17 protein-coding genes are annotated in these 17,873 nt (G+C 68.8%); 9 read left to right on the top strand and 8 right to left on the bottom strand.

The features are described from left to right. Window positions 1–10 precede the first annotated feature (10 nt). Window positions 11–1,198 carry an LLM class flavin-dependent oxidoreductase gene (locus DPV74_RS06590; protein WP_027792599.1) on the bottom strand — a complete coding sequence of 396 codons (1,188 nt, stop codon included), beginning with the start codon at window positions 1,196–1,198 and terminating at the stop codon, window positions 11–13. 288 nt (window positions 1,199–1,486) lie between these two features. Continuing rightward, on the bottom strand, window positions 1,487–2,671 hold the full coding sequence (locus DPV74_RS06585) for a porin (RefSeq protein ID WP_119336813.1): 1,185 nt from the start codon (window positions 2,669–2,671) through the stop codon (window positions 1,487–1,489). A 487-nt stretch (window positions 2,672–3,158) separates the two neighbouring features. On the opposite strand from DPV74_RS06585, the gene DPV74_RS06580 reads away from it, so the two are divergent. Then, window positions 3,159–3,503 (top strand): DUF3088 domain-containing protein, encoded by a 345-nt coding sequence (locus DPV74_RS06580; protein WP_119336812.1) that lies wholly within the window; start codon window positions 3,159–3,161, stop codon window positions 3,501–3,503. Window positions 3,504–3,555: 52 nt separating this feature from the next. Next, window positions 3,556–4,554: an ABC transporter substrate-binding protein gene (locus DPV74_RS06575; protein WP_119336811.1), complete on the top strand. Its 999-nt coding sequence runs from the start codon at window positions 3,556–3,558 to the stop codon at window positions 4,552–4,554. 83 nt (window positions 4,555–4,637) lie between these two features. Here the strand turns inward: DPV74_RS06575 and DPV74_RS06570 are convergent, their stop codons facing one another. Beyond that, a complete protein-coding gene (locus DPV74_RS06570; RefSeq protein WP_027792604.1) occupies window positions 4,638–4,958 on the bottom strand; it encodes a hypothetical protein in 321 nt (106 codons plus the stop codon). A 406-nt stretch (window positions 4,959–5,364) separates the two neighbouring features. Here DPV74_RS06570 and DPV74_RS06565 point away from each other — a divergent pair, with 406 nt between their 5' ends. Beyond that, window positions 5,365–6,639, top strand: coding sequence for a hypothetical protein (locus DPV74_RS06565; RefSeq protein WP_060173551.1), 1,275 nt, complete (start codon window positions 5,365–5,367; stop codon window positions 6,637–6,639). A gap of 51 nt (window positions 6,640–6,690) precedes the next feature. Here the strand turns inward: DPV74_RS06565 and DPV74_RS06560 are convergent, their stop codons facing one another. The 3 genes from DPV74_RS06560 to DPV74_RS06550 all read right to left on the bottom strand — a co-directional run bounded on the left by DPV74_RS06560 (window position 6,691) and on the right by DPV74_RS06550 (window position 9,762). After that, complete coding sequence (locus tag DPV74_RS06560) at window positions 6,691–7,833, bottom strand: FAD binding domain-containing protein (protein ID WP_119336810.1); 1,143 nt, start codon at window positions 7,831–7,833, stop codon at window positions 6,691–6,693. A 39-nt stretch (window positions 7,834–7,872) separates the two neighbouring features. Next, a complete protein-coding gene (locus tag DPV74_RS06555; protein ID WP_060084564.1) occupies window positions 7,873–8,748 on the bottom strand; it encodes an alpha/beta fold hydrolase in 876 nt (291 codons plus the stop codon). 294 nt (window positions 8,749–9,042) lie between these two features. Further along, the gene (locus DPV74_RS06550; protein ID WP_027792608.1) at window positions 9,043–9,762 is read right to left on the bottom strand and encodes a TetR/AcrR family transcriptional regulator; all 720 of its coding nucleotides are present in this window, start codon (window positions 9,760–9,762) and stop codon (window positions 9,043–9,045) included. A 343-nt stretch (window positions 9,763–10,105) separates the two neighbouring features. Here DPV74_RS06550 and DPV74_RS06545 point away from each other — a divergent pair, with 343 nt between their 5' ends. The 3 genes from DPV74_RS06545 to DPV74_RS06535 are packed head-to-tail and all read left to right on the top strand — an operon-like array spanning window position 10,106 to window position 13,293. Next, window positions 10,106–10,837: a YoaK family protein gene (locus DPV74_RS06545; RefSeq protein ID WP_027792609.1), complete on the top strand. Its 732-nt coding sequence runs from the start codon at window positions 10,106–10,108 to the stop codon at window positions 10,835–10,837. A gap of 48 nt (window positions 10,838–10,885) precedes the next feature. Further along, window positions 10,886–11,827, top strand: a complete 942-nt coding sequence (locus DPV74_RS06540) for a glyoxalase (protein WP_027792610.1) — start codon at window positions 10,886–10,888, stop codon at window positions 11,825–11,827. 14 nt (window positions 11,828–11,841) lie between these two features. Beyond that, window positions 11,842–13,293, top strand: a complete 1,452-nt coding sequence (locus DPV74_RS06535) for an alginate export family protein (protein ID WP_119336825.1) — start codon at window positions 11,842–11,844, stop codon at window positions 13,291–13,293. Window positions 13,294–13,321: 28 nt separating this feature from the next. Here the strand turns inward: DPV74_RS06535 and DPV74_RS06530 are convergent, their stop codons facing one another. Further along, window positions 13,322–14,227: a LysR family transcriptional regulator gene (locus DPV74_RS06530; RefSeq protein ID WP_119336809.1), complete on the bottom strand. Its 906-nt coding sequence runs from the start codon at window positions 14,225–14,227 to the stop codon at window positions 13,322–13,324. Window positions 14,228–14,347: 120 nt separating this feature from the next. Between DPV74_RS06530 and DPV74_RS06525 the strand changes: the two genes are divergently transcribed. Then, the gene (locus tag DPV74_RS06525; RefSeq protein ID WP_119336824.1) at window positions 14,348–14,998 is read left to right on the top strand and encodes a DsbA family oxidoreductase; all 651 of its coding nucleotides are present in this window, start codon (window positions 14,348–14,350) and stop codon (window positions 14,996–14,998) included. A 151-nt stretch (window positions 14,999–15,149) separates the two neighbouring features. After that, a complete protein-coding gene (locus tag DPV74_RS06520; protein WP_374708955.1) occupies window positions 15,150–16,121 on the top strand; it encodes an MBL fold metallo-hydrolase in 972 nt (323 codons plus the stop codon). A gap of 81 nt (window positions 16,122–16,202) precedes the next feature. Here DPV74_RS06520 and DPV74_RS06515 read toward each other — a convergent pair whose 3' ends face one another. Then, a complete protein-coding gene (locus DPV74_RS06515) occupies window positions 16,203–17,117 on the bottom strand; it encodes an AraC family transcriptional regulator (protein WP_027792615.1) in 915 nt (304 codons plus the stop codon). Between the two features lie 111 nt (window positions 17,118–17,228). Here DPV74_RS06515 and DPV74_RS06510 point away from each other — a divergent pair. Further along, window positions 17,229–17,873: winged helix-turn-helix domain-containing protein (locus DPV74_RS06510; RefSeq protein ID WP_240439937.1), on the top strand; the 645-nt coding region annotated here is incomplete at its 3' end.

Below are 17,873 nucleotides of genomic sequence, written 5' to 3'. Positions count from 1 at the left end.
GCCGCCCGCGTCAGCGCCGCAAGCCGGCGTCGCGCAGCAGCGGCAGCACGCGCTCGCCGAAGAAGTCGAGATCGGGCTTGAAATCGTAGAAGCTCAACTGGATGCCGTCGATGCCCGCACGGTGCAGCCGCACGATGGTGTCCGCCACTTCCTCCGGCGAACCCGTGATCGAGATGTTGCCGCCGATCGCGCGCGCGTCGGCCTGCGCGCGTTGTTCGAAGCCGCCTCGCCACGCATGCGCGTCGCTGTCGAAACGGTGGAAGCTGCCTTCGTCCGCATGCGCGACGATCGCGTCGCGATACGCGCGCGCTTCGGCTGCCGTTTCGCGGCAGATCACGAGCGGGTTGAGCAGCGTGCGGATCGTCCTGCCGCGCGCAGCGGCGGCCGCCTTCACGCGCGCGGTATGCGCGGGCAGGGCGTCGATCGCGCGTTCGGCGTCGGGGCCGGCCGGGCTCGTGACGAACACGATGTCCGAATAGCGCGCCGCGAACTCGATGCCCGCGTCGGAGCCGGTTGCGTTGATCAGCAGCGGGCGGCCGTAGCGTGGCTTCGGCGTGACGAACGCGCCGCCCAGCCGCCAGCCCGACAGCGCGGGCGTGTAGCTGAAATTGTCCGGTTGCGCCCACAACTGCTGCACCGCGTCGACGAACTCGGCGGCCATCTCGTAGCGCCGGTCGTGCTCGATCCGGTTCCAGCCGAACATCTCGTGCTCGATGGCGCGATGACCGGTCACGACGTTGATGCCCCAGCGCCCGCGCGAGATGTGATCGAGCGTCGCGGTGAACTTCGCGAAATGCAGCGGATGCCACGGCCCGTACAGCACGTGGCTCGTCGCGACCAGGATGATCCGCTCGGTGCGTGCGGTCAGTGCGGCCAGCGTCATGAACGAGTCGAGCGCGTGGCCGTCGAACACGCCGCCGTAACCGCCTTTCGGCAGCCATTGCGACAGCGCGAACACGAGATCGAAGCCGAGCGCTTCCGCGCGCGCGACCAGCTCGGCGTTGTAGTCGAACGTCCAGTCGGTCGTGCGCGGCAGCGTCGACGCGCTCCAGCCGCCGGCCTGGATCGGCAGGAACAGCCCGAGCATCAGCGGCTGCGCGAGCACGCGCGACACGGGGCTGTCGGGGAAGTCCGCCGGCGAGCGGACGTCGACGAACGGTGACGTCGCAACCGGAGCGGCGACGGAGGGGGCGCTCATGATGGCTTCCTTGCGGGTTGGGCACGCACCGCACGACAACGGCGGGTACGTGCGGCGGCGAATCGCCCGGGTGCGATGCCCGATGCGCCGGCGTGCCGACGCAGTGCCGCACGCCGGCTGCTGCGCGGCACGCGGGGCGGGAGTCGGTCATCGTCGAACGCGTATCGCGCCTGCGGGCAGCGCACGGGAAACGCACATTCTCGGCAACCGGGCACGGCGCGGCAAACAACGATTCCCGCTTTGCTTATCGCGCCGCACCGCATTGCACCACACCCGCTGCGCACGCCGTCAGAACTTCACGCGCAGCCCGCTGACGAGCGCGACCTGGCGGTTCGTCGACGACGCGCTGCCGATGTTCGAGATCGCCGCGATCCTGCGATAACCGCCCGCCGTCGCCGTGCTCGCATCGCCGGCTGCGAGCTGGTAGATGCCCGACACGTAGATGTCGGTGCGCTTCGACAGCGCATAGTCGAACCCGAGCGTGAACTGGTGCCAGCGCGGCTTCAGCGTCTGGCCGCCGGTGCCCGGCAGGCCGCTCGCGCGCCCGTCGGTGAACGTATAGACGCCGATCAGCGTAGCCGCCGGCGTGATCTGGTAACGCGCGTTCACGTCGTAGTTGTTGAACTTGCGCGACGAGCCGTCGAGATAGTTGAGCTGCGTGTGGCTCCACGCGAAGCCGAACGTCGCGCGGCCGAGCGCGTAGTTCGCGCCCGCCACGCCGATCTGCTGCTTGAGCACACCGCCGTTCAGCCCGTAGAAGAACGCGCCGCTGTAGTCGTTGCCGGTGGTCGAGGTCGCGCCGCCCACCGCGCCGGTCGTATTCGACGTCGCATTCGGGTGATTGAGTCGCACGTAACCGCCGCCGACCGACAGCGGCCCGTTCACGTAGTTCGCCGACACGCCCCACGCATTGTTGTTCGAGAAGCCGGTGCCGGCGCCGCCGTTCGCCTGGTTGCTGAACGCATAGAGCAGGTCGGCCGTGAAGCCGGCGATCGTGTCGCTGCGGAACTTCACCGCGTTGTTCAGGCGGAAGCTCTGGTTCATGTTGTCGTTGTCGCCCACGTGCGTGGCCGGCGACCAGAAGCCGGACCCCGAGTACTGCGCGACGAGATCGGTGATCGGCTCGTACTGGCGGCCGAAGGTCAGCGTGCCGATGCCGGACTTGGCCAGGCCCACGTACGCGGAACGGCCGAACAGCCGGCCGCCCTGGCCGAGCCCGCCGTCGCTCGGCCGGAACCCGCTTTCGAGCGTGAAGACCGCCTGCAGGCCGCCACCGAGATCTTCCACGCCTTTCAGGCCCCAGCGGCTGCCGCTCAGCTTGCCGCTCGTCTGCTGGATGTTGCTCGCGCCGCCCTGGTTGTTCGTATAGGCGAAACCGGCATCGACGACGCCGTACAACGTGACCGAACTCTGCGCATGCGCGCTGACCGAACCGATCGAAACCAAACCCAGGACCACCGTTTTTTTGATCATGACTTTCCTCTGTTTTTATGAGTAAGACTGTAAGGAGCACGATGCTATTGACGCGGGTTGAACCGGCGAACGGTCGATCCGTGGTTTGTAAATCGCTGCGCGGCCGATTTGTAATGTGCGTTGCTGCAAGTCCGGCATGTGCGTCGCGATCGCGTCCGGTACCCCTGCTGCGGCGAACGCATCGCTCGAACGGCGAACGTCGGGCGCCGGCTACCCGCAGCCGCCGTCATATCGATCGATGAAATGGTTCGATATCCGCAATGTCGGCGATGAACCGGGCGATGCATTTACGCAACGGCCGTCTGTGCGGCGCACGATCGATGCGCTATGCGCGCCGGCATATCGATTTCTCAAAACGTTGGTAGGGCGGTGCGACGCGCAACGGTAGAGTCGGGCATCCGGCCGCGGGCCGGCCTGCTCCGGGACCACGACGGCGCCGACGTGCGCATGCGTCCCGGCTGAACAACGAACACGGGAGCCGTTTGACATGAGTCGCGATGTACTGTTTTTGCTGGAACCGGGCTTTGCCGACCCGAAGCATCCGGGCCAGCGTTTCGTCTGTCCGCACGGACTGTCGATCGAGGGGCTGCTGGCGAGCGCGCCCGAGCATGCCGGCCGCATCGACGTGAAGCGCGTCGGCTTCGAGCGGCCGCGCCACGCGGTGATCGAGGCGCTCGACGATGCGCACCAGGGCTTGCCGGTCCTCGTGCTCGGTCGCGACCAGCCGGCGCCGGACGACGCGCGGACGCTCGGCGACGTGCGGTTTGTCACCGACGCGCGCCGCATTCTCGAGCTGCTGGCCGAGCGCCACGGATTCCCGGTGCTGCATTGATGCAGCCGCGCAGGCTTCCGCTCAATTCGCAACCGATCGACAGGAGGATTCGATGGCGTCAACGTCGGCGGCACGCCGCCGCCTGATTCTTGCCGGCGCCGCGGCCGTGGCGGCGCCGTTCGCCGCGAAGGCCGCGTTCGCCACGCCGGCCGTCAACGCCGATCTCGCCGGCACGACGTTGCGCGTCGCGACCTACAAGGGCGGCTGGCGCGCGCTGCTGCAGGCGGCCGGCCTCGGCGACACACCGTACCGGATCGACTGGCGCGAACTGAACAACGGCGTGCTGCACATCGAGGCGCTCAATGCAGATGCGCTCGATATCGGTTCGGGTAGCGAAATTCCGGCCGTGTTCGCCGCGCGCCAGAAGGCCAGCGTGCGGCTCATCACCCGCGTGCGCGAAGACCTGAACAACCAGGTCACGCTCGCACGCAAGGACACGCCGATCCGCAGCATCGCGGACCTGAAGGGCAAGCGCGTCGGCTACGTGCGCGCGACGACGTCGCACTACTTCCTGTATCGCCAGCTCACGGAAGCTGGCCTCGGCTTCGACGACATCCAGCCGATCAACCTGTCGCCGACCGACGGGTTGTCGGCCTACGATCGCGGCGACATCGACGCGTGGGCGATCTACGGCTACAACGGCCAGCTCGCGCGCAATCGCTACGGGGCGCGCGTGCTGAAGACGGGGAGGGGTTATCTGTCGGGCAATTTCCCGGTGTACGCGAACCCGCGCACGCTCGACGATGCGCGCCGTCGTGCGGCGACGGGCGATCTGCTGCTGCGGTTCCGGCGCGCGTATGCATGGGCAAACGGGCATTTCGGCGACTACGCGCGGGTGCAGAACCAGGAGACGCGCGTGCCGGTGGCCGATCTCGTCGCGATGTTCGACCAGCGCAGCGAAGACTATGCGCTGCTGCCGGTGACGCCCGACGTGGTGGCGCAGCATCAGCAGGTCGCGGATGTGTTCGCGCGGATCGGCGTGCTGGATGGGCCGGCGAATGTCGCGCCGTTGTGGGATACGTCGTTCAACACGCTGGTGGCGTCGGCGTGACGCGATGCGCCGGGAAGACGCGCTCGTGACCCGGCGGCTTCAGGCCCGACGCAGGTTTCGTCGGGCGCGCCGGTTCGGCGGGATCAGGCGAACGTCGTCGCGACCATGATGCCGAACACGAGCCCGAGCGCGATCCCGCAGAGCCGGCCGTAGATCGACGCGCGCACGTTGTCGTCGAGCACGAACGGCGAGCGCTTGTGCTTCCACACCGTGCTGAATGCGACCGGGCGGGTCAGCAGCGCAATGCAGGCGAGCAGCACCGGCGTGGCGATCAGCATCGCGATGCGCTGCCCGTTCCAGTCGACGCCGTGCATGGCGAGCGACACCAGCGCGGCGAGCGGCACCTCGACGCACAGGCCCAGCAACGAGCCGTTGACGAATGAATCTCCCGGGGTCTGGAACATGATCGGTCGTAGCGTCCGGATGAAATCGGCGCCCCGTTCAGGCACCTGAAAAATGAAAGCCACGGCCGGAGTCCAGGGTCGGTCAACCGTGATCGGCGTCAGTCGAGATGACGGCCGGATGTTAAGGCAAATTGCCGGCCGGTTGTCGGTCATTCAAGCTATTTAACAAATGTTCCGGATCGCGACGCATTTTCAGGTCGCGCGGGAATATCGCGCCATGGTAAAAATCATGCATCCATTTTCAGGCGAACGGCCCCGGCGAACGGGCCGCCGCCGAATGGATATCGCTCGCAATCGTATGACGATAACGGGTATTCGACTGCCTTCCGATAATCGGCGTCGCGTGTAAAGGAACACCGGCAGCCGGACCGATCGGAACGACGGACTGACCAATCTCACCACACGCATGAACACGTCCGACAACAACGAGACCGACCGCCATCAACTCGTCGCGTTCGCGATCGACGACAACACGCAGGCCTGGTACGAAATGGTCATCCCGTTCATCGTCTCGCTGCGCGCGACGGACTACCGGGGGCGCATCGGCGTCATCGGCTACGGGTTGTCCGACGAGAAGCAGCAGCGGCTGCGCGCGAACGGGATCGAGGTGTACGCGGCGGCGGGCGTCGGCGACCTTGCCTGGGACCGCTACATCTCCGCGGCCGCGATCTTCGACACCGATCCGGCGTTGCAGACGCTCGCGCTCTACGATGCCGACATCTGGTTCCCGGGGCCGCGGTTCGACATCTTCGACGTCGTGCCGCACGACGACGCCCTTCACGTCGCGCCCGATGCGCACTTCTGCGCGTTCGTGATGACGCCGCTCATCGGCGAACGGCGCGACGCGCTGATCCACCAGTGCGTGCAGGACGTGCTCGAGCGGCTGGGGCAGCCGCTGCAGGCGGGGCTCGTGGTCGGCGGCCGCGAGCCCTGGGCGCGATTCGCGCGGTTTGTCCGCGAACAGGCCGGCAGGATCGGCCGGGACTTCGCGGCGATCTACGGGCTGGACACGACCTTCCTGCATCTGTGGGGCGGCCGCGGCCACGTGCGGCTCGTGGGCTGCGAGCAGAATTTCGTCACGAAATGGGGGCTGCACGAGCGGCACGATTTCGACGCGGTCCGCATCGTGCTCGAGCATCAGGGCAAACCGATCCGTGGCCTGCACATGACGGGCGACGTGCGCTTCCTGAATCACTGGCGCTACCTGGCGCGTCATGCCGAGCATGCGATCGCGCTCGGGCAGGCGTTCGCGCTGGCGCCCGAAGCCGGCAAGCGGGCGCAGCCGGCCGATCCCGGCTTGCTTCAGCCCGAACGCTTCGTCGCAAGCGGGTTGTCGGTGCTGGCCGCGCACGAGGACGTACTGGCGAACGTGCCGCGTCTGGCCGCGGGGCCGTCGTTCCGCAACCCGCAGGGCCATGCACTGAATGCGTGGGCGGCGCACACGGTCGAATTCGCGGTGACGCGCGACCGGATGGTGCTGGACATCTGGCTGTCGCATCTGAGCGGCCAGCCTGCGGCGCCGGGCTTGCAACTGGAGCACAACGGCGCGACGGTCGCGCTGCTGGCGCCGCATAAGTTCAGCGTCGCGACGCAGCAGGGCGATCGGGTGGTGCTGCGCGCGCTGACGCTGCCGGGGCAGGCGTGTCATACCGCGTGGGATATCGTCGTGCGCCACGCGTGACGGGCCGGCCCGCACGCGCGATCGACCGAAGCGGCGCGCACCGCCGGACGGTCACGCGCGCCCCATGATCCGCGTGCCGAGCGAGATGCCGAGGTCGGACAACGACGCGTTGGTCGCGAGCTGACGGCGTTCCCAGCCCGCCAGCGCGGCGTCGAACGCGGGGCCGTGCACGACGCCGCGCAGCGCCTCGGCGAGCCCGACCGCATTCTCCGCCGCTTTCGCGACGCCCGCGGCCGTATGCGGCCGCACGAGGCAGGCCGCGTCGCCGAGCAGCACCGCGCGGCCGAACGCCATGCGCTCGACCGAGAGATCGAGGATCGCCTGCGCGAACGGCGCCTGCGTCGCGTCGACGAGCGCGGCGAGCGTGGGCGCCAGCATCCGGCGGCCCGCGTCCACGAGTTCGAGCCGGTTGTCGTCGCGCATCGCGCCGGGCGGCAGCGAACCGTCGCGCTGCGTGCCGTCCCGCGCGAGAAACAGCGACGGCAGGCTCGCCGGTGCGAGCCGCCGGTACCAGACCCAGTTCACGCGCCGCTTGCCCGGCTCGATCGCGCCGTCGCGGCCGGGAACCAGATAGGTGAGGAACAGGTGCGCGTCGCCTTGCTGGAACGTGAAGCGGTCGCGCAGCACGTCGAGCACCGGGGCCGGCAGCAAGTGCTCGTCGACGAGCCCGCGCCACGCGACATAACCCGCATACGCGGGCCGCGCATCGGGCAGCAGTTGCGCGCGCACGTTCGAGCGGCCGCCGTCGGCGCCGACCAGCAGGTCGGCCGGCTCGACCCGACCGTCCCCGAAGTGCGCGATCACGCGTTCGCCGTCCTGCTCGAAGCGCTCGAACGACACGCCGCCGTGCACGACGCCGGTGGGCAGCGCGCGCTTCAGCGCCGTATAGATCACGTTCCACGCGGTCTGCGTCTGCGGCATGTTCATGCGTTGCACGATCCGGTCGTGCGCGTCGAGATAGATCCGGTCGCCCGAATCGACACCCGCATCGTGCGGCACGGGCACGCCGCCGAACGCGAACGCGCGTTCGATCGGCGCTTGCAGCACGATGCCGCCGCCGCGGCTGTCGAGCTCGTTCGGCGATTGCTCGAAGACCTTGACGCGCCAGCCGGCCGCCCGCAGTGAAGTGGCGGTGAACAACCCGCCCACCGATCCGCCGATCACGACCGCCAGCGGGCCCGAAACGTCGCTCATGCTGCCAGCCTCCCGATGGTTCGTTGCGCGCGCATCGAATCAGCCTTCCCAGTGCTGCAGGAAGTCGAGCAGCAGCGCGTTCACGCGCTCCGGCTGCTCCTCTTGCGGCAGGTGCCCGCACTGTGCGATCGGCTCGGCGCGCAGGTCCGTCGCCATGCTTTCCCACACGGATTTCATGTCGAACATCTTGCCGACCGCGTAGAAATCCTCGCCCCAGAGCGCCATCGTCGGGCACGCGATCTTGACGTCCGCGTCGACGAGATCCTGCCGCACGTCCTCGGCGTTCGCGCGGTAGTCGGCCAGCGCGCCGCGCACGGCGCCCGGGCGCCGGTACGCGCGCACGTAGGTGTCGAACGCGTCGCCGGAGATCGCGTGCGGGTTGTAGCACCAGTCGGAGAAGAAATGGCTGAGCCACTCGGCTTCCTTGCCGGCGATCAGCGCCTCGGGCAGATCCGGCACCTGGTGGAACAGGAAGAACCAGTACGCGCGCGCCGTTTGCGCGGTCATGTTCTGCGCGACGATGCGCGTCGGCACGTTGTCCATCACGACGAGCCGGTCGACGCGCTCGGGGAAGTCCTTCGCGAAACGCGTCGCGACGCGCGCGCCGCGGTCGTGCCCGACGAGCGCGATGCGGCCGATGCCGAGCGCGTCGAGCAGCCCGGCGACGTCGCGCGCCATGTTGCGCTTGTCGTAACCGGCGGCCGGCTTGTCGGTTTCGCCGTAACCGCGCAGGTCGGGCGCAATCACGCGGTAGCGCTGCGCGAGCGCGGGAATCTGGAAGCGCCACGCGAAGCTGGTCTCGGGGAAGCCGTGCAGCAGCACGACGGCAGGCCCGCTGCCGGCGTCGATGTAGTGCTGGCGGATGCCGTTCGCGGTGACGGTGTGATGGGTGATCGAAGGCATGGAGAGGGTCATGGGTCGGTCGCTGTTCGGTTCGGCCCGCGCGAAACCGGCGCGGCCGCAAATGCCTTTCGAGAATAGGCGAATCGTGCGGCGCGCCGGATAAATTGTTCTGAATTCGCGTGATTGCGCGCACGGCCGGAACCGGCTTGCCTGGTCACGGGCCGGCCGTGGCAGGCGGTTGCCGATCCTCGTGCGATTCGCTCGGCCGGTGGCGTCCCGTCGCGTGCGGGCCTGACGAAGGCGCACGAGCGTGAACATGCCGGACGACGATGCGACCGTCGTCGTCCGGCATGCCTGCCACCCGTGTCAGCCGCGCCGGCGCCGCCGCGCGGGTGCGTCCGACGTGAGCTGCTTCAGCGCGGCGGGCGTGCCGTGCAGGAACGCGTCGATCAGCCGTTCGATCTCGGTGTCGAGATCGTCGGGCACCGGCAGGCCGTAGACCCACTTGCGCACGCCGAAATAGAAGATGCTCGCGTGCAGGCTCCAGACCAGCTCGACTTCCGCATTGCGCTGGGCCTCGGTGGTGGGCGTCGCGATGTCGTATTCGTGCCGCAGCTCGCGCAGCACCGGCAGGAACACGCGTTCGCGCAGCCGCGACAGGTAACGCGTGTTGAATCCCTCGCGGCTGAGCCCCGCGAAGATGAACGTGCGGATCCATTCGCGCCGCAGGATGGTTTGCGCATAGTCGCGATAGAACGCGACGAGCCGCTCCTGCAGCGACACCGTGCGGTCGCCGATCAGTTTTTCCCAGTCGGGGTTCCACGTGTAGATCTCGTCGTACACGCGGTCGATCAGCGCTTCCTTGCTCGGGAAGTACCGGTACAGCAGCGGCTGGGTGACGCCGATCTGCCGCGCGAGCTCGCGGGTGCTGCCGGAAAAGCCGTGCGTCGCGAAGTGCTCGATCGCCTTCTCGACGATCTGCCGCTCGCGCGCTTCCGGCGCGAGCCGGCGGCCCGGCGTGACGGCGTTGCCGTCGGCGTCCGTCCCGCGCTCGCGGGCCGGCGTGCTGCGTTTTCTTTCGGTCATGCATCGGCTCCCGATGGTGCGCCTGCGTTAACTATCGATCGAAAAATAGCACGATTGACGGGCCGCATGCCGCGCGCGGCGTGGCTTTCGGCGCTGCGGGGCCCGGCGCGGTGCGCAAACCGCGTCGGGCCCGCCCAGCCCCCCGGCCACGCGAGCCCGCCGCCGATTCAGAAAAATTCAGGCGGCCGCCATGACATTAAGGTCAGCCTTCACTAGTCTGGCTTCCGAACCGCCGCACGGGCCGGATGCCAGTCGGCAAGCCGGGCCGGTCGGCGCAACCGGAGCGGAACATGCGTTATCAGATCTCGCCGGGCGCCGGCGCCACCATCCAGGAAACCGGGTCATGCCGTCGCAGCCGGTAACCGCGGGCGCCGTGCCCGACCGCGTGCGCGGCGAGGACGTGTTTCTCGCGTCGATCGCGGGATATGTCGACACGCTTGGCTTCGTCGCGCTGTTCGGCCTGTTCACCGCGCACGTCACCGGCAACTTCATCCTGATCGGCTCGGGCCTGGCCGGCGTCGGGCAAGGGCTCGCGATCAAGTGGCTCGCGTTTCCGTCCTTCATCGCGGGCATCGTCGTCGCGCGCGTGCTCGACCACCGGATGCGCCAGCTGGGCCACGGCGTGCGTGCGCGTTCGCTGTATGCGCTGCAGGCCGTGCTGCTGGCCGGCTTCATGCTGGCCGGCGTGATGGCCTCGCCGATCGCCGATGCCGACGCGCCGAGGACGATCCTGTGCGGCCTCCTTGGCGCCGCGGCGATGGGCGTCCAGAACGCGCACGCGCGGCTGACGGCCCGCTCGGTCGTCGCCAACACGGTGATGACGGGCAACGTCACGCAGGCGGTGATCGATGCATTCGACTGGCTGGTGCCGCTCGCCGCGCCGGCCGAACGCGAAGCCGCACGCGTGCGGCTGCGGCGCACGCTGCCGCCGGTCGCGGGCTTCGCGCTCGGCGCCGGCGCGGGTGCGATGGCCTATCTGTTCGCGGCGTTCTGGGCGCTCGCGCTGCCGCTCGCGGTGCTGTGCTTCCTCGCCTATCAATCCGGTCGGCCCGACGAGCGGCCGACGTCACGCTGAATGCGCGCGCGGCATGTGGCCGCGCGTGCCACTTTCAAGGAGAACCCGATGATCGCACTGAAATTGCAACAGGCATGGCGGCTGACGGCCGCGTCGGCGGCCGTGCTCGGCGCATTGCTGGCCACCGCGCCGGCCCATGCCGACGAGACGCGCCTGCTCGAGACGACGTCCGCGAAGGTGCCGGCCGTCGCGGTCGGCCCGCAGTACGACACGACGCACGTGTGCGTTGCGCCGGAAGATTTCGATCGCTTCACCGACAGCTTCGTCGCGACGTTCGGCGGCAGCAAGTCGAAGCAGGGCGTGTTCCAGGTCACGCCGACGCCGAGCCAGACGATGTCGCAGCTCGTGTTCACGCCGGCCGGCACGATCTCGGTGTTCGGCTTCAAGACGCCGATCCCCTATCCGTTCTGCGAGGAGCGCACCGGCTACCTCGTCACCGACATGGACGTCGCGATGAAATCGGCGCGCGCGCACGGCGCTGACGTGGTCGTCGACACGTTCCCCGACCCGATCGGCCGCGACGCGATCATCCGCTGGCCGGGCGGCGTGAACATGCAGCTCTACTGGCACACGCAGGCGCCGAAATACGACCCGCTGCAGACGGTGCCGGAAAACCGCGTGTACGTGTCGCCGGAAAGCGCGAGCAAGCTGGTGCACGACTTCGTCGCGTTCTCGCGCGGCAAGGTGGTGTCCGACGTGCGCAAGGCGCCGGGCATCGAGATCGGCCGGCCGAACGATACGTATCGCCGCATCCGCATCGAATCGGGTTTCGGCAAGATGACCGTGCTCGCCACCGACGGCCATCTGCCTTACCCGTTCGGCCGCGAGATGACCGGCTATGAAGTGCCGGACCTGGCCGCGACGCTGAAGCAGGCGCAGGCCGCGGGCGTGACCGTGCTGGTGCCGACGTTCACGTCGGACGGGCGCGATGCGGCGCTCGTGCAGTTCCCGGGCGGCTACGTCGCCGAGATCCACGCGCGGTCGAAGTGATGGAGCGCGGGTCGATGGGGCGCGCCTGGCGCCGCGTGCTGCCGGCCGCCGTGCTGGCGGGCGGCGTCGCGGGCTACGCGGGTACGGCGGCCGGGGCCGAGGATGCCGCTTCGACAGCTTCGCCGGCCCCGGCCGCCGGCACGACGTGTACCGCGAAACGGCCCACGGTGCTGTTCAACCGCTGGCAGGAAGACTGGTCGGTGCTCGCGAACCCGTGCGTGCCGCGCCAGCCGGGCGATGCGCTGAAGTACATCCCGCTCGGCGGCGACCCGTCGACCTACCTGTCGCTCGGCGCGAACCTGCGCGAGCGCTTCGAGCTGAACAACGCGCCGCTGTTCGGGCTCGGCGCCGCGCACGACGACAACTACGTGATCCAGCGTGCGACGGTGCATGCGGACCTGCGTTACGCCGGGCATTTCCAGGCGTTCGTCCAGTTCGTCGATGCGCGGCCGTTCGGCAAGGACACGGTGTCGCCCGTCGACAAGGATCAGTTCGACATCGAGCAGGCGTTCGTCGCGTATGTCGACCAGATCGGCGGCGGCACGTTCAAGGCGCGGATCGGCCGGCAGGAGATGGCGTACGACCTGCAGCGGTTCGTGTCGGTGCGCGACGGCCCGAACGTGCGCCAGGCGTTCGACGCGCTGTGGGCGGATTACGAAATCGGCAAGTGGCGGCTGATCGGCTATGTGACGCGCCCGGTGCAGTATCGCAACGACGCGGCGTTCGACGACGTGTCGAACCGGCACCTGCGGTTCGACGGCGTGCGTGTCGAGCGCACCAACACGGGCCCCGGCGACCTGTCGGCATACTGGTCGCGTTATACGCGCGACAATGCGCGCTACATCGCGGGGGCCGGCACCGAGCGGCGCGACGTGTTCGACATGCGCTACGCGGGCAAGTCCAGCGGGTTCGACTGGGACGTCGAGGCGATGCTCCAGACCGGGCACATCGGCCAGGACACGATCGGTGCGTGGGCGTTCGGCGCGCTGGGCGGCTACACGTTCGCGAAGACGCCGGGCACGCCGCGCGTCGGCATCCAGGTCGACGGCGCATCGGGCGACAAGCATCCCGGCGACGGACGCATGGGCACCTTCAACCCGCTGTTCCCGAACGGTTATTACTTCACGCTCGCGGGCTATACCGGCTACAGCAACCTGATTCACGTGAAGCCGTCGCTGACATTCAAGCCGTCGAGCAGCGTGACGGTGCTGACCGCGGTCGGTTTCCAGTGGCGGGAGACGACGGCCGACGCGATCTACGGGCAGGGGATGTCGGCGGTGCCCGGCACGGCCGGCAAGGGCGGCTCGTACACGGGGATGTATGCGCAGGCCCGCGTGGACTGGCTCGTCAATCCGAACATGGCGCTGGCCGTCGAGGCCGTGCACTTCCAGATCGCCGACTCGATCCGCGCGCTCGGCGCGCGCAATGCCGACTACGTAGGCGTCGAAGCGAAGTTCGGCTGGTAGCGCGTCGCGCGGCACGCCGCCGGACGGCTCAGTGCGGCGCGCGCACCAGCGTTTCGACGAAATCGATGAACGCGGTCACGCGTTTCGAGCCGCGCTGCGTCGGCAGGTAGAGCGCGGTGACGACCGAGCGGGCCGTGCCGGGCGTCACGTCGTATTGCTCGAAGAGCCGGCGCAGGCGGCCCGACTGGACGTCGGCCTCGACCAGCCAGTCGGGCAGCAGCGCGATGCCGGCGCCGTCGAGCGCCGCATCGCGAAGCACTTTGCTGTGGTTCGATTTCAGGCGCCCGGTAACGCGCACCTGCGCCGTGCCGTGCGCGTCGACGAACGACCACGCCTGCTGGTCGCCGCCGAAGTGAAAGCGCAGGCACGCGTGATCGACGAGCTCGCCCGGCTCGGCCGGCGTGCCGTGCGCGGCGAGATAGTCGTGGCTCGCGACGACGTAGCGGTGGAACGTGCCGAGCGTCCGCGCGACGACATCGGCGGACGGCGCCGCTTCACCGAGCCGGATCGCGACGTCGATGCGGCCTGCGACGAGATCGACGCGTTCGTCGGTGAGCTGCAGGTCGAGGTCGAGCTTCGGATGGCGCGCGAGGAACGCCGCGACGTGCGGCGCGATGCGGCGCACGCCGTACGCGACCGGCACCGACACGCGCAGCGGCCCGGACGGCTCGTCGCCGCGATCGGACACCAGCGCGTCGGCTTCCGCGAGTTCCTCGAGCAGCTGCTTCGCGCGCGCGTAGTACATCGCGCCCGCATCGGACAGCGTGACCTGGCGCGTCGTGCGGTTCAGCAGCACGGTGCCGAGCGACGCCTCTAGCGCATCCACCGCGCGTACTACCGACGATGCCGCGAGGTCGAGGCGGCGCCCCGCGCTCGAGAAGCCGCCGGCTTCCGCTACTTCGACGAACGCGCGCAGCGCGGAGAATTTGTCCATGTCGTGCTCTTCGAGTCTTTGTGTCTTTGTGCAGGCCGCAACGATGCGTTGCGTGCCGTTCGCATTCTATCGCCGGCGCGCAAGCGTTATCTTCCGGACTGCAATGTACAGGAGATGACGATGAAACCCGTCGAAGTAACCGTGACCTACGACCTGATCTGCCCGTGGTGCTGGATCGCGGAGCACCGGCTCGCGGAGGCGATCGAAGCAGCCGGCCTGGCCGGCGCCGTCAACGTGCGGTTCGTGCCGTTCGAACTGAACCCGACGATGCCGGCCGGCGGCATCGACCGCAAGGCGTACCGGAGCGCGAAGTTCGGCAGCTGGGCGCGATCGCAGGCGCTCGACGCGCATGTGGCCGACGCCGGCCGCGCGGCGGGCCTTGTGTTCGACCACGCACGGATCGCGCGCACGCCGAACACGCGGCTCGCGCACCGGCTCGTCTGGTTCGCGCAGCAGCGCGGCAGCGCGGTCGCGCTCGTCGATGCGCTGTTTGCCGCGTATTTCCGCGACGGCCGCGATATCGGCGATGCGGACGTGCTGGTCGAGATCGCGGCCGGCGCCGGCCTGGCCGGCGACGCGGTGCGTGCCTTCCTCGCATCCGGCGAAGGGCTCGACGCGGTGGTCGCGCTCGAGGAGGCGGCGGTGCGCGACGGCATCGCGTCGGTGCCGTCGACGCGCATCGGGTCGACGGTCGTCAGCGGCGCGCAGCCGGCCGACGTGTTTCGCGCCGCATTGCTCGACGCGCAGCGCGCGCGGGATCGGGCCGCGTAAGCCGGGCCGGCGCCGGCGGGTGCCGGCTTTCAGAACGATTCATGTCGCGCTCAGGATTATTGCGAAACCGGCCGGTAAGCTCGGTGTCGCGCGCCTGACCGGCCGGGCCGGCAACGCGCGCGATATCTCGATACGCAACCGGGGAGCGGACATGAAGAACCTGAACTGGCGTACCGGCGGCATGCTGGTCATCGCGTGGTGCTTCGGCATCCTCGCATCGGCCGCGTGTGCGGCCGGACCGGGCGGCGCGGATCAGGCGCCCGGCTTTTATCGGCAGCAGCTCGGCAGCCTGCGGATCGTCGCGCTGTCCGACGGCACGCATCCGTTTCCGGTCGATACGGTGTTCCGCGGCATCTCGAAGGACGACATCCGGCGCGATCTCGACCGTGCGTTTCTCGAGCCGCCCGTGCAGGGCTCGATCAACGCGTTCCTGGTCGATACCGGCACGAAGCGGATCCTCGTCGATTCGGGGGCCGGCGTGCTGTACGGCGATTGCTGCGGCAAGCTGCTCGCGAACCTGCGTGCGGCCGGTTATGCGCCGGAGCAGATCGACGAGGTGCTGCTCACGCACCTGCACAAGGATCATGTCGGCGGCATCGTGACGAACGGCAGGATGACCTTCCCGAACGCGGTGGTGCGCGTGAACGAGATCGAAGCGAACTACTGGCTCGATCCGGACAACAAGGCACAGGCGCCGGCGTTCCTCGCGTCGTTCTTCGATGCGGCTGCCGCGTCGGTCGCGCCGTACGTCGCGGCGGGCCGCTTCAAGACGTTTCGCGGCGAAGCGACGCTCGCGCCCGGCATTCGCGCGGTGCCGATGCCAGGCCATACGCCGGGCCATACCGCGTACCTGATCGAGAGCGGCGACGCCGGGCTGCTCGCGTGGGGCGACATCGTGCACGTCGCGGCGATCCAGCTGCAGGACCCGGACGCGACGGTCCAGTACGACAGCGATGCGGACGCGGCGCGCCGCACCCGGCGCGATACGCTGAAGCGTGTCGCGGACAAGCGTTACCTCGTCGGCGCCGCGCACATCGCGTTTCCCGGGCTCGGGCATTTGCGCAGGGACGGGGAGCAGTACGACTGGGTGCCGGTCAATTACGACGCGACGCCGCTCCGGTGAGCGACGGGCGATGCGCGCCGTGCCGTGCCGTGTCGTGCAGTGAGTTGCGGGGCGCGCGCGTAGCGGTGGCGCGCGGCCGCGTCAGCGCGTCAGTTCGCGCCGCCAGGCGCCGGGCGGATGGCCGACGATGCGCGCGAACACGCGGTTCAGGTGGCTCTGGTCCGCGAAGCCGCAGGCGGCCGCGATTTCCGCGAGCGACATGTCGGTCGTCTCGATCAGTTGCCGCGCGCGGATCACGCGCTGTTCGAGCAGCCATTGATGCGGCGTGCGCCCCGTCGTGCGCGAGAACGCTCGAATGAAATAGCCGCGCGACAGATCGCACTCGCGCGCGACTTCCTCGATCGACACGCCGAGATCGGCCTTCTCCATCAGCAGCTCTTTCGCGAGCGCCGTCTTCGCCGGCGACAGCAGGCCCTTGTGCTGCAGGTCGCGCGCGTCCGCGTTGCCGTACTGGCGCGCGAGATGCGCGCCGATCGCGAGCCCCATCTGCTCGACGAACAGCGCGTTCAGCACGCCGGGCTCGTCGAGGCTGTCGGCCACCGCGTGCGCGAGATGGCCCAGCACCTCGTCCTGTACGTCGGGCGCGCAGGTCAGGCCGCCGATTTCGGTGCCGTCGTGCTCGCGGCCGAGGCCGTCGAGATACGCGTGCGACAGCTCGACCAGCAGGAAGTCGAACTTGCCGTACAGGTCGGCCCGAAAATTCCGGGAGAAGTCGCGAATGTAGATCGAGTTGTGCTGGAACCGCCGCTCGGAGCGGGATTGGCCGGTGCCGCCGTAGATCGTGCGCCGGTGTCCGCCGTTGAGCGACACGCCGATCAGGAAGCCGCGATCGCTGGCCGCCATCTCGATGCGCTCGAAGTGCTCGTCGCGCATGCATTTGCGATGGAGCGTGAGCCCGCCGACCGGGCGTTCGATGTCCTTGGACAGCAGGCTCGACAGGCAGCCGAGCGTGTCTTTCGGCCGTGCGGCCGGGGACGCGACGAGGGAATCTGGCATGGCGGAACAATCCTTCGATGGGGGGCGGCGCGCGAACATATTTACGCGAAGTTTAAACGGTGCACTCGACCGGCCCAAGTTAACTTGAATAAATGTCCACTTGCTGACGAAATGCTTGCCAGCGGCCCGACCCGCGCCGCGCCGGCCTCGACGGGCACGCGAGCGCGCCGCCATGGCCAATGCGGGGCCGATGTCGCCCCATTTTCATTCGGCGCGGCGCCCGCCCGCGGGCGCGCCGGTGTGCGGAAGGCCAGCGCATTTTCCTTCAAGATTTTTGTTAATTCGGTGTTTACACTCAGTCCACATTTTGAGACTTTGCGCCCGGCCGGCAGCGCTGGACGGGTGTGCATTCCCGCCCTGGTGAACGGCCGTGTTCACATGGCGGTCATCGTGGGGAACCTGGAGGCGGCCATGATCCAGATCGGGACGTTGTCGGTGGATTTCGAGCAGCGTGACATTCGCCACCACGGCGCGTCGCTGCGTATCGGCGCACGCGCGCTTGACATACTTGAAGTGCTGCATCGCGCCAACGGTTCCGTCGTGTCGAAGGACGACATCATGGATGCCGTGTGGCCGGGCCTGATCGTCGAGGAAAACCGGTTGCAGGTTCACGTCGCGACGCTGCGCAAGGCGCTGGGCGCGGACCGCGACCTGATCAAGACGGTGCCGGGCCGCGGCTACCTGCTGATCGCGCCTCCCGCCGTCGCGCACGAGGCCGCGCCGCGCGCGGCCGCGTTGCCGGCCGATCCCGTCGCG

The organism is Burkholderia sp. HAN2018 (genome assembly GCF_024704855.1).
Lineage (GTDB): Bacteria > Pseudomonadota > Gammaproteobacteria > Burkholderiales > Burkholderiaceae > Burkholderia > Burkholderia cepacia.
The sequence above is the reverse complement of the archived record's forward strand: the minus strand, read 5'-3'. Positions and strand labels throughout refer to the sequence as shown.

Coding starts and splice junctions, on each gene's coding strand:
- DPV74_RS06540 (WP_027792610.1), top strand. CDS start 10,886: ATGATCGCACTGAAATTGCAACAGGCATGGCGGCTGACGGCCGCGTCG.
- DPV74_RS06580 (WP_119336812.1), top strand. CDS start 3,159: ATGAGTCGCGATGTACTGTTTTTGCTGGAACCGGGCTTTGCCGACCCG.
- DPV74_RS06585 (WP_119336813.1), bottom strand. CDS start 2,671: ATGATCAAAAAAACGGTGGTCCTGGGTTTGGTTTCGATCGGTTCGGTC.
- DPV74_RS06590 (WP_027792599.1), bottom strand. CDS start 1,198: ATGAGCGCCCCCTCCGTCGCCGCTCCGGTTGCGACGTCACCGTTCGTC.
- DPV74_RS06515 (WP_027792615.1), bottom strand. CDS start 17,117: ATGCCAGATTCCCTCGTCGCGTCCCCGGCCGCACGGCCGAAAGACACG.
- DPV74_RS06550 (WP_027792608.1), bottom strand. CDS start 9,762: ATGACCGAAAGAAAACGCAGCACGCCGGCCCGCGAGCGCGGGACGGAC.
- DPV74_RS06525 (WP_119336824.1), top strand. CDS start 14,348: ATGAAACCCGTCGAAGTAACCGTGACCTACGACCTGATCTGCCCGTGG.
- DPV74_RS06545 (WP_027792609.1), top strand. CDS start 10,106: ATGCCGTCGCAGCCGGTAACCGCGGGCGCCGTGCCCGACCGCGTGCGC.
- DPV74_RS06570 (WP_027792604.1), bottom strand. CDS start 4,958: ATGTTCCAGACCCCGGGAGATTCATTCGTCAACGGCTCGTTGCTGGGC.
- DPV74_RS06520 (WP_374708955.1), top strand. CDS start 15,150: ATGAAGAACCTGAACTGGCGTACCGGCGGCATGCTGGTCATCGCGTGG.
- DPV74_RS06575 (WP_119336811.1), top strand. CDS start 3,556: ATGGCGTCAACGTCGGCGGCACGCCGCCGCCTGATTCTTGCCGGCGCC.
- DPV74_RS06560 (WP_119336810.1), bottom strand. CDS start 7,833: ATGAGCGACGTTTCGGGCCCGCTGGCGGTCGTGATCGGCGGATCGGTG.
- DPV74_RS06555 (WP_060084564.1), bottom strand. CDS start 8,748: ATGACCCTCTCCATGCCTTCGATCACCCATCACACCGTCACCGCGAAC.
- DPV74_RS06530 (WP_119336809.1), bottom strand. CDS start 14,227: ATGGACAAATTCTCCGCGCTGCGCGCGTTCGTCGAAGTAGCGGAAGCC.
- DPV74_RS06565 (WP_060173551.1), top strand. CDS start 5,365: ATGAACACGTCCGACAACAACGAGACCGACCGCCATCAACTCGTCGCG.
- DPV74_RS06535 (WP_119336825.1), top strand. CDS start 11,842: ATGGGGCGCGCCTGGCGCCGCGTGCTGCCGGCCGCCGTGCTGGCGGGC.